The organism is Micromonospora sp. NPDC051296 (assembly GCF_040682255.1).
Lineage (GTDB): Bacteria > Actinomycetota > Actinomycetes > Mycobacteriales > Micromonosporaceae > Micromonospora > Micromonospora craterilacus.
The window spans coordinates 1-10061 of sequence record NZ_JBFBAO010000266.1 but is presented as its reverse complement, the minus strand read 5'-3'; the positions used below and the strand labels follow the sequence as shown (position 1 = coordinate 10061).

General features: G+C 71.7%; 9 protein-coding genes and 1 pseudogene. 6 read left to right on the top strand and 4 right to left on the bottom strand.

Going from position 1 to position 10061, the window contains the following annotated elements:
- Both mshA and AB0M52_RS24205 read left to right on the top strand, forming a co-directional pair.
- A partial coding sequence (gene mshA, locus AB0M52_RS24210) for a D-inositol-3-phosphate glycosyltransferase (RefSeq protein WP_363957778.1) occupies positions 1 to 1319 on the top strand: 1319 nt, incomplete at its 5' end.
- A gap of 66 nt (positions 1320 to 1385) precedes the next feature.
- Positions 1386 to 1898: a YbjN domain-containing protein gene (locus tag AB0M52_RS24205; protein WP_363957776.1), complete on the top strand. Its 513-nt coding sequence runs from the start codon at positions 1386 to 1388 to the stop codon at positions 1896 to 1898.
- Positions 1899 to 2033: 135 nt separating this feature from the next.
- Here the strand turns inward: AB0M52_RS24205 and AB0M52_RS24200 are convergent, their stop codons facing one another.
- On the bottom strand, positions 2034 to 2840 hold the full coding sequence (locus AB0M52_RS24200) for a hypothetical protein (RefSeq protein WP_363957781.1): 807 nt from the start codon (positions 2838 to 2840) through the stop codon (positions 2034 to 2036).
- Here AB0M52_RS24200 and AB0M52_RS24195 point away from each other — a divergent pair.
- Positions 2770 to 3153: pseudogene (locus tag AB0M52_RS24195) on the top strand (hypothetical protein); the annotation flags it as partial. The gene AB0M52_RS24200 and the pseudogene AB0M52_RS24195 sit on opposite strands and share 71 nt — an antisense overlap.
- Positions 3154 to 3522: 369 nt before the next feature.
- Here the strand turns inward: AB0M52_RS24195 and AB0M52_RS24190 are convergent.
- Positions 3523 to 4848, bottom strand: coding sequence for an MFS transporter (locus AB0M52_RS24190; protein ID WP_363957773.1), 1326 nt, complete (start codon positions 4846 to 4848; stop codon positions 3523 to 3525).
- Positions 4849 to 4921: 73 nt separating this feature from the next.
- Positions 4922 to 6229 (bottom strand): MFS transporter, encoded by a 1308-nt coding sequence (locus AB0M52_RS24185; RefSeq protein WP_363957770.1) that lies wholly within the window; start codon positions 6227 to 6229, stop codon positions 4922 to 4924.
- Between the two features lie 150 nt (positions 6230 to 6379).
- Between AB0M52_RS24185 and AB0M52_RS24180 the strand changes: the two genes are divergently transcribed.
- Entirely contained in the window at positions 6380 to 7147 is a 768-nt protein-coding gene (locus tag AB0M52_RS24180) for a phosphoglyceromutase (protein ID WP_363957767.1), read from the top strand.
- Between the two features lie 77 nt (positions 7148 to 7224).
- On the opposite strand, the gene phoU is transcribed toward AB0M52_RS24180, so the two are convergent.
- Entirely contained in the window at positions 7225 to 7875 is a 651-nt protein-coding gene (gene phoU / locus AB0M52_RS24175) for a phosphate signaling complex protein PhoU (RefSeq protein WP_363957765.1), read from the bottom strand.
- Between the two features lie 201 nt (positions 7876 to 8076).
- Here phoU and AB0M52_RS24170 point away from each other — a divergent pair, with 201 nt between their 5' ends.
- Together AB0M52_RS24170 and AB0M52_RS24165 are read left to right on the top strand one after the other, a co-directional pair.
- A complete protein-coding gene (locus tag AB0M52_RS24170) occupies positions 8077 to 9366 on the top strand; it encodes an ATP-binding protein (protein WP_363957763.1) in 1290 nt (429 codons plus the stop codon).
- A gap of 23 nt (positions 9367 to 9389) precedes the next feature.
- The coding region (locus AB0M52_RS24165) for a response regulator transcription factor (RefSeq protein ID WP_363957760.1) at positions 9390 to 10061 on the top strand (672 nt) is incomplete at its 3' end.

Below are 10061 nucleotides of genomic sequence, written 5' to 3'. Positions count from 1 at the left end.
GCCTCGTCGACCTCGCCGGCTCGTACCGCCGCCACCAGCGGTGCGCCGTACGCGTCCACGGTGGGCAGTTCCACGTCGATGCCGGCGCGCAGGGCATGAACGTCTACATCCTGGAGGTCGCCCGGCGACTGGCCGAGGCGGACGTCGAGGTGGAGATCTTCACCCGGGCCACCTCGGGCGATCTGCCGCCGGTGGTCGAGGTGGCTCCCGGGGTGCATGTCCGGCACGTGATGGCCGGTCCGCTGGAGGGGCTGACCAAGGAGGAACTGCCCGGCCAGCTCTGCGCGTTCACCGCCGGCGTGCTGCGCGCCGAGGCGGCCCGGCCGCCGGGCCACTACGACCTCATCCACTCCCACTACTGGCTCTCCGGGCAGGTCGGCTGGCTGGCCAAGGACCGCTGGGGGGTGCCGCTGGTGCACACCGCGCACACCCTGGCCAAGGTGAAGAACGCGCAGCTCGCCGCCGGTGACCGGCCGGAACCCAAGGCCCGGGTGATCGGCGAGGAGCAGGTGGTCGCCGAGGCGGACCGGCTGGTCGCGAACACCCGGGTCGAGGCGCGGGACCTGGTCGGCCGGTACGACGCCGACCCGACCCTGGTCGCGGTGGTCGAGCCGGGGGTGGACCTGGACCGGTTCCGCCCGGCCCCCGGCGACCGGGACGCCGCGATCACTGCCGCCCGTGTCCGGCTGGGCCTGCCCACCGGCGGTCACCTGGTGGCCTTCGTCGGGCGGATCCAGCCGTTGAAGGCCCCGGACGTGCTGATCCGCGCGATCGCCGCGTTGCGTGAGCGGGATCCGGTGCTAGCCCGGGAGGTCGCCGTGGTGATCTGCGGCGGCCCGAGCGGCAGCGGGCTGGACCGGCCCACCGCCCTGATCGAGCTGGCCGCCTCGCTCGGGGTCGCCGACCGGGTGCATTTCCTGCCGCCGCAGACCGGCACCGACCTGCCCCTGCTGTACCAGGCGGCCGACCTGGTCGCGGTGCCGTCGTACAACGAATCCTTCGGCCTGGTCGCGCTGGAGGCCCAGGCGTGCGGTACGCCCGTGGTGGCCGCCGCCGTCGGCGGTCTGGTGACCGCGGTACGCGACCAGGTCAGCGGTGTCCTGGTACGCGGCCACGACCCGGTCGACTGGGCTCGTACGCTGGGTCGCCTGCTGCCCGACCGGGGCCGCTTGGCGGAGCTGTCCGTCGGTGCCGCCCGGCACGCCCGCAACTTCTCCTGGCACCGTACGGCCGCCGGCCTGCTCACCGTCTACGGCGAGGCGATCGCCGCCCACCGGGCCCGTCTCACCTGCGAGCTGGCTGGCTCCCGTTGCTGGTGACCGGTGCCGCGTTCCTGATCGGACGCCCGGCGGCGGTGCAGAGGCAGCGGCCGTAGAGTTGACCCGATGAGCGACCTTGGGGCCCTGATCGAGTCGGTCTGCGCCGAACGGGAGCTCGCCTGCGAGTCCACCGGTCCGGGGTCGTACGCAGTGACCCTGCCCGGCACGCACAAGCTCAAGACGATCTGCAACCTGATCGTCGGCGAGCACGCGCTGCGGGTCGAGGCGTTCGTGATGCGCCAGCCGGACGAGCGGCGCGAGGAGCTGTGGGCCTGGCTGTTGCAACGCAACGCCCGGATGTACGCCGTGTCGTTCTCCATCGACGCGGTGGGCGACGTCTACCTCACCGGCCGGGTCAACCTCGCCGGCGTCGACGCCGACGAGTTGGACCGGCTGCTCGGCGCGGTGCTGACCTACGCCGACGAGTCCTTCGACACGATGCTGGAGATCGGCTTCGGCAGCTCGATCCGCCGAGAGTGGGAGTGGCGGGTCAAGCGGGGTGAGTCCACCGCGAACCTCGCGGCCTTCGCGCACCTGTTCGAGCCGTCGGACGGCGCGGGCGGTCCGGGCCACGCCTGAAACGCCGGTCCGTTCCAGCCCGGTACCGGCAGGGCGGTTCAGAGCGGTATTGCTGGGTAAGCCGCACCACGCGGTGCGGCGTTGGGACCCGCCGCGTGCCGAGACTGAGTGTCGAGGAGCGTGAGCGTCCATGGCTCAGCGAAACAGCTCGGGTCGCGGCGGGACCGCGACCAGGACCAAGCGGCCGGCCGGCAACCGGACCCCAAACACGCCACGGATCTCCGAGTCGGAGATCTCCCGGATGCGGGTGGACGACATCCGCGGGCAGTTGCGCCGGTACGGGGTCTCCGGCATCTCCGCCCTGCGCAAGCCGGAACTGGTGAAGACGCTGGTGAAGACGCTTCGGTCGGGCGGTGCCGCACGCCGGAGCACCGGGCCGGCCGGCCGCGCCAGCGCCACGAAGGCGGCTGGGACGAGACAGGCGGCGGCGGGCCGTACCGCCCCGGGCCGGGCAAAGGCGGCCCCGGCGAAACGGACCGTATCGGCGCGGAAGGCGGCGGGCGGCACCACGCGCAAGACGACGACCAGTGCCGCGCGCAAGACGACCGGTGCCGCCCGGAAGACGACGACCAGCGCGGCGCGGAAGACGACGACGGGCACGGCGCGGAAAACGACGACGGGCACGGCGCGGAAGGCCGCGGCGGGCACCGGGGCGAGGAAGGTCGCCCCGCGGAAGGCGGCGGCGAAGAGCACTACGGCGCGGAAGACCACGGCGGCCCGCAAGACCACGGCGGCCCGCAAGACCACGGCGGGGACTACGACCGCGCGTAAGGCCGGCACCGCGGCTCGCAAGTCGACGGCGGGGCGGGCCACAGCGGCACGTGGTGCGGCCAAGGCGGCACCGGCGCAGGGTGCGGCCAGGGCGGCACCGGCTGGCAGCTCAGCGGTGCGGACCGGGCGGGGGACCGCGCGGTCGTCCCGGTCGTCGCAGGTGATCGCCACGATCCAGGACCAGCCGGAGCGCCCCGGCCGTAGCCTGGTGACCACCAACCACGACGTCATCCGGCGGTGGGCCCGCGAGCGGGGCGCCAAGCCGGCGACGATCAGCGGCACCGAGCGGGACGGCCGGGCCGGCGTGTTGACGTTCAACATCCCGGGTTACCGGGAGAGCAGCCGGATACGCGAGATCACCTGGGACGAGTGGTTCCACACCTTCGATCTGCGGCGGCTGAACCTGATCTACCAGGAGCAGTTGCGGGACGGCCGGCAGAGCAACTTCTTCCGGACCGAATCACCCGATCGGGAGGACGCGTGAGGGGTTTGCGGGAATGCTCGTCGGGTACCCGCTGTTGGTCATGAACGAGGGCCCGAAGTGCCGTCCCGAGGCTGGACACGGCCGCTGTGACGGGCGAGACAGCCGCTCAGGTTGAATCCGCATGTCGGGCCGAACTAACTTTATTGCACCGCGCCACGCTCGGAACCGTTCGGGGGAGCGGCGGATCGATCAGATCCGTGCACCGGGTGAGGTGTCGGGGGACGGGTGGATCGACCGTTGGGGGACGGTGCCCACCTGTTTGGACCGGCGGCGTGAGCGGGCGTCGCTTACGGGGGTGAGTGTCGCCCGCCGCCGCCGGTCGTACGACGTTGACGTGCCCGGCACGGGTTCCGTGCCGGGCACGTCGCGTCATACCTCGCGAGCGGTCAGCGACGGCTCGATCGGGACCGCCGTGGCTTGGCGCAGGGCGGCCACGCGTCGCTCCCGAGGCGGTCCGGCGAGCAGGTGGCCCCCGGCGGCCAGCAGCCCCAGCGTGCCGACCAGCAGCCAGTGCCCGTCGCCCCACTGTTGCAGGCTGAACCCACCGAGCGTGGGCGCCACGAACGACGCGGCCGGGAAGGCCAGGTAGAACACCGACTGGTAGCGGGCCCGCAACGCGGGTGGTGCCAGGTCCGCGTTGATCTGTGCGTTGGGTGGCGCGGCCAGCATCGAGCCGACCGTCCAGACCACGCAGGCGCCCAGGTAGAACGCGAGGTCGTCGGCGACGGCGAGCACGCCGAAGCCGATCGCGAGCAGTGCCGTGGAGACGGCGAGCACGTGCGCCTTGCGGTGGTGGTCGATGAGCCGGGGTACGAAGAGTTGTCCCAGCACGATCAGCACTCCGCCCAGTGCCACCACGATGCCGTACGCCGAAGGTCCCAGCCCGTCCGCGCGCATCGCCAGCGGCATGATCGTCGAAGCCTGCATGGTCAGTACGGCGAGGACGAAGGTCAGCCCCACGAAGGCCAGGAAGTGACGGTCGGCCAACGCGGTGTGCAACCCGGGCCGGCGCGGTCGGCGCCCGCTGCCGGGGCGCGCGGCCGCAGGCTGTAGCGGAGTTCGCGCCGACCGGTGGGCGAGGGTCTCGGGCACCTTCCACGCGATGAGCACGGCGGTGGCCAGGGTGGCGGCGGCGTCCACCAGGAAGAGCGCGACGTAACTCGCCTCGGCCAGCAGGCCGGCCAGCAGCGAGGCCACCGCCATGCCGAGGTTGAACGCCCAGAACTGCAGGTTGAACGCGCGGGACCGGCGTTCTTCGGGCACCACGTCGACGATCGCCGCGACGAAGGCCGGGCTCGGCATCGAGTGCGTGACGCCGACCAGCAGGGCGAGCAACGCGATCACGCCGAGTTGTTGGCTGAGCGCCAGCGCGACCATCAGGGCGGCGGTGGCCAGGTGCGCCGCCACCAGGGTCGACCGGCGTCCCCATCGGTCGGCCAGGACGCCGCCGAACAGTACCCCGGCCGCTCCACCCGCGCCGTAGGCGCCGACGACCACGCCGGCCAGCGACTCGCTCGCGCCCCGGGCGGCGGTCAGGTAGAGCGACAGGAAGAGCATCGCGAACGCTCCGGCCCGGTTGATCAGCAGGCCGGCCCAGAGGTACCAGAAGGTGGCGGGCAGCCCGCCGGCGGTGTCGGCCAGCCAGCGCCGTGGCGCGGCGGTCGCCCGGCGTTCGTGCTGCGTTGCGGCCCGCACCTGATCCCCGATCTGTTCGGTTACCTAACAGATCTTGCCGGAGCGGCGAAACCTCGCGACGTCGGGGGAGTGCTCAACTGCGGGTGGGCGCGACCGGCTCGGCCGCCTGCGGCGCGGCCGGCTGGGGTGCGGGCGACTGGACCGTCACCACCGGGGCGGTCCCGGCGGTACGCAGTTCGAGGGCACGTCGCTCCCGAGCCGGCCCGGAGATCAGGTGGCCCACCGCCATCACCGCCCCGATCACGGCGCAGCCGAGCCAGAGGGTTGCGTTGCCCGCCTGCTCGCGGACCAGGCCGCCGAGGATCGGCGCGATCGCCCCGGCCAACTGCCAGGAGAGCGAGAAGACGCCCTGGTATCGGCCGCGCAACTCGCCGGGGGAGAGTTCGGCGATGAGGGTGGCGTTGGACGGCGAGTTGAGCATCTCGCCGAGCGTCCAGATCAGCACGGTGAGCCCGTAGAACCAGGCGACGTCGGCGAACGCGGTCAGGCCGAAGCCGACGCCCACCACCACCGAGGCGAGGGCGAGCACGTGCGAGCGGCTGCGCCCGCGGATCAGCCGGGGTACGAACAGTTGGCCGGCCACGATGAGGATGCCGTTGAGGGCGATCACCGAGCCGTACATGGCGGGGCTCAGCCCCGAGTCGGCCATCGCGATCGGCAGCATCGAGATGTGCTGGAGGAAGACCAGCGCGCCGAGCAGGTTCAGCGTCACGAAACCCAGGTACACCCGATCGGCCAGGATGGTGCGCAGCGCGCCGGCCGGGGCACCGGTCGACCGCGTGCTGACGGTGATCGTGCGGGTTTCCTTCACCTTGACGAAGATGATCAACGCGGTGACCACTGTGGTCGCGGCGTTGACCACGAAGAGCAGCAGGTAGCCGGCCTGGGCGGCGAAGCCGGCGAGCACGGCGGCGCAGGCGAAGCCGAGGTTGATCGCCCAGTAGTTGAGCGAGAAGGCGCGCAACCGGTCCCGCTCGGGCACGACGTCGATCATCATGGCGCCGAACGCGGGGCGAGCCGCCTCCGCGAACAGGCCGAGCAGCAGCGCGCCCGCCGCGACCGTCCACAGGTCACGGGCGAAGCCCAGGGCGAGCATCATGGTCGCCGCGCCGAGATGCGAGGCGAGCAGGGTGGGCCGACGCCCCCAGCGGTCGGTCAGGGTGCCGCCGGCGGTGGTGCCGACCGCGCCGCCCACGCCCCAGGCGCCGAGCACCAGGCCCGCCTGGGAGGCGGAGAAGCCGCGCTCCTGGGTCAGGTAGATGGCGAGGAAGACCAGGACGAACGAGCCGAGCCGGTTGATCAGGGTGCCGGTCCAGAGGTACCAGAAGGTCTTCGGCAGCCCGCCCGTGGTGTCCCGGAACCAACCCCGCATCGCGCGCACCGCGGCGCCCCCGTTTCCGTAATGACTGAATATCTTGACGACCCTTACAACCTAGTGGCGCGCCGGAATCAAGGTCACGCCGATTTCCACGTGGTGGTCGTCACGACCCTTCCCGCGCGTCCGGTCCGGCGTTGCGGCAGGATGATCGGCATGACAGCTAGCGAGGGGCCCACCGTCGGGACGCTGGTCCTGCTGCGGCACGGCGAGAGCGACTGGAACGCCAAGAACCTCTTCACCGGTTGGGTCGACGTCGACCTGACCGAGAAGGGGGAGAGCGAGGCACGCCGCGGCGGTGAGCTGCTGCGCGAGCACAACCTGCTGCCGGACGTCGTGCACACCAGCGTGATGCGCCGCGCCATCCGTACCGCCGAACTGGCCCTGAGCGCCGCCGACCGGCACTGGATCGCGGTGCGCCGGTCGTGGCGGCTCAACGAGCGCCACTACGGTGCCCTGCAGGGCAAGGACAAGAAGCAGACCTTGGACGAGTACGGCGAGGAGCAGTTCATGCTCTGGCGCCGCTCGTACGACACGCCGCCCCCGCCGATCGCGGACGACGACGAGTGGTCGCAGGTGGGCGACCCCCGGTACGCGCTGCTGCCCACCGAGCTGATGCCGCGTACGGAGTGCCTCAAGGACGTCGTCGAGCGGATGCTGCCGTACTGGTACGACTCGATCGTGCCGGACATTCTGGCCGGCCGGACGGTGCTGGTGGCCGCGCACGGCAACTCGCTGCGGGCCCTGGTCAAGCACCTGGACCAGATCAGCGACGAGGCGATCGCGAAGCTCAACATCCCCACCGGGATCCCGCTGCGCTACGACCTGGACCCGCAGCTGCGCCCGCAGACCCTGGGCGGCACCTACCTCGACCCGGAGGCCGCCAAGACGGCCGCCGCCGCGGTGGCCAACCAGGGCCGCTGACCGGCCCACGCCGTCTACTTGTTAAAAGGGGCCCCCTGCTATACGCCAGGCGTTAACAGGGGGCCCTTCCTTGCGCCTCAGGCGGGGGTGACGGGTTCGCCGGTGATCAGGTAGACCACGTGCTCGGCGCTGTTCACCGCGTGGTCGGCGAACCGCTCGTAGAAGCGGCCGAGCAGAGTGGCGTCGATGGCGGTCTCCACCCCGTACGGCCAGTCCTCGCCGAGCAGCACCCCGAACAGGCCCTTGTGCAGCTCGTCCATCGCGTCGTCGTCGCTGTCCAGCTCGGCGGCGAGGTCGGCGTCGGGGTGGGCCAGTACCGAGGCGATCTTCTCGGCCATCCGGTCGGCGATGGTCGCCATGTCGGTGAAGACCGGCCGCAACTCCGCCGGCACGGCGGGCGACGGGTGCCGGCGCAGCGCGGTCTTGGCGACGTGGTCGGCCAGGTCGCCCATGCGCTCCAGGTCAGCGGCGACGTGTAGCGCGGTGATCATGGCGCGCAGGTCGGAGGCGACCGGTGCCTGGCGGGCCAGCAGGTCGCAGACCCGCTCCTCCACCTGCCGGTAGAGTCCGTCGATCTCGGCGTCCCGCTCGATCACGGTCTCGGCCGCTCGGCGGTCGGCGGTGAGCAGGGCCCGCGTCGCCTGCCGCAGCGCTGCCCGTACGCCTTCGGCCATCTCGACCAGCAACTGGCTGACGGCCTGAAGCTCGGCCCGGAACTCGTCGCGCATTCTCACGTCCTGTGGGTCGGCGCCGGCGATCGGGCCGGCGAGGCTTTGCGCAGGTACGCCGCACAAACTAGGGCTCGCGGGCGGACCGGAGGTGAACGCCGGTGAACTACGCCGGACGCAGAAGTGAACTTTCCCGGAAGCGAGAGTGCTTCGTCCTGGTCTGGGCGGTAGCCCGGTAAACAATGACCCTACGATCGCCGGGTGACGTGGGCGGTGACGGTGGGTGTGGCCGCGGCCCTGGTGGCCGGGCTGGTCGCCGGCCTGTGGCTGCCCCGGATCATCCCGGTGGCACGCCGGCGGGCCGGCTCCAGCGGGAGCGGGCGGGTCGGCTTCGGGTTCGGTAAGGGGAGGCACGCGATCGCCGAGGAACAGCAGGTCGGGCTCGGTCGCCGTGCGATCGACTCGCTGCGCGCGGGCGTGGTGGTGCTCGACCCCGAGGACGTGCCCGTACTCGTCAACCCGGCGGCTCGGGCGATGGGCCTGCTGCGCACCGGTGGCCAGCCGGGCTCGATCACCGCGCATCCGTTGATCCGTACCCTGGCCGGGCAGGTGCGCCGCACCGGCGTGCGCCGCGAGATCGAGCTGGACCTGCCCCGGGGTCGCGACAACGCGGGGGAGAACCCGCTCGGCGTGCACCTGCGGGCGATGGGGTTGGGTGGCGGCTACATCGCGGTGGAAGCGGCCGACGTGACCGAGTCGCACCGGCTGGCCCGGGTTCGCCGCGACTTCGTGGCCAACGTGAGCCATGAGCTGAAGACCCCGATCGGCGCGCTGCAACTGCTCGCCGAGGCGTTGCTCGACGCCACCGAACCGGCCGGTGAAGGGCGGTCCGACCTCTCCGAGGACGTGGTCGCGGCCCGCCGGTTCGCCGAGCGTATCCAGCACGAGTCGACCCGGTTGGGGCGGCTGGTGCAGGAGTTACTGGAGCTGACTCGGCTCCAGGGGGCCGAGCCGCAACCTGCCCCGGAACCGGTCGCGGTGGACTGGGTGATCTCCGAGGTGGTGGACCGCACCCGGACCGCCGCCACCGCCCGTCGGATCGAGGTGGCGGTCGAGGCCGAGCGGGGACTCACCGTCTACGGCAGCGACAGCCAACTGGCCACAGCGGTGGCGAACCTGGTGGAGAACGCCGTCAACTACTCCGGCGAGGACACCACGGTACGTATCACCGCCCGCTCCACCGACGAACACGTCGAGATCGCCGTGGCGGACCAGGGCATCGGTATCGCCCCCACCGACGTGGACCGGATCTTCGAGCGGTTCTACCGGGCCGACCAGGCCCGTTCCCGATCGACCGGCGGCACCGGCCTGGGCCTCGCGATCGTCAAGCACATCGCGAGCAACCATGGCGGCCGGGTGGATGTGGCGAGCACTCTTGGTGGTGGGTCGACGTTCACCCTCCGGCTGCCCGCCAGCCCTCCGGACGACCTCCTGGCGACACTGCCGTCGGCTGGGATCGACGCCGGTCCGGCCGAGCTCCGGCAGGTCTGACCGCACATGGAAAGGAAACGCCGTTGAGCCGCGTTCTGGTGGTCGAGGACGAGGAATCGTTCTCCGACGCCCTGTCATACATGCTCCGCAAAGAGGGGTTCGAGGTTTCCGTGGCCGCCACGGGCACGTCGGCCCTCACCGAGTTCGACCGGACCGGCGCGGACATCGTCCTGCTCGACCTGATGCTGCCGGAGATGTCCGGCACTGAGGTGTGCCGGCAGCTGCGGCAGCGTTCGCACGTGCCGATCATCATGGTCACCGCGCGGGACAGCGAGATCGACAAGGTGGTCGGCCTGGAGATCGGTGCCGACGACTACGTCACCAAGCCGTACTCGCCCCGTGAGCTGGTGGCCCGGATCCGGGCCGTGCTGCGCCGACAGAGCCCCGAGGCGACCGAGTCGGGGGTGCCGACGCTGGCCGCCGGCCCGGTCCGGATGGACATCGAGCGGCACGTGGTGACCGTCGACGGGGGCGCGGTGCAGCTGCCGCTCAAGGAGTTCGAGCTGCTGGAGCTGCTGCTGCGTAACGCGGGCCGGGTGCTGACCCGCGGGCAGCTGATCGACCGGGTCTGGGGCGCCGACTACGTGGGCGACACCAAGACGCTGGACGTGCACGTCAAGCGCCTGCGGTCGAAGATCGAGCCGGAGCCGTCCACCCCGCGGCACATCGTCACGGTGCGCGGTCTCGGCTACAAG

Bases quoted from the DNA above. Each gene is read 5' to 3' on its own strand.
- AB0M52_RS24205 (WP_363957776.1), top strand. From the start codon at position 1,386: ATGAGCGACCTTGGGGCCCTGATCGAGTCGGTCTGCGCCGAACGGGAG.
- AB0M52_RS24180 (WP_363957767.1), top strand. From the start codon at position 6,380: ATGACAGCTAGCGAGGGGCCCACCGTCGGGACGCTGGTCCTGCTGCGG.
- phoU (WP_363957765.1), bottom strand. From the start codon at position 7,875: ATGCGCGACGAGTTCCGGGCCGAGCTTCAGGCCGTCAGCCAGTTGCTG.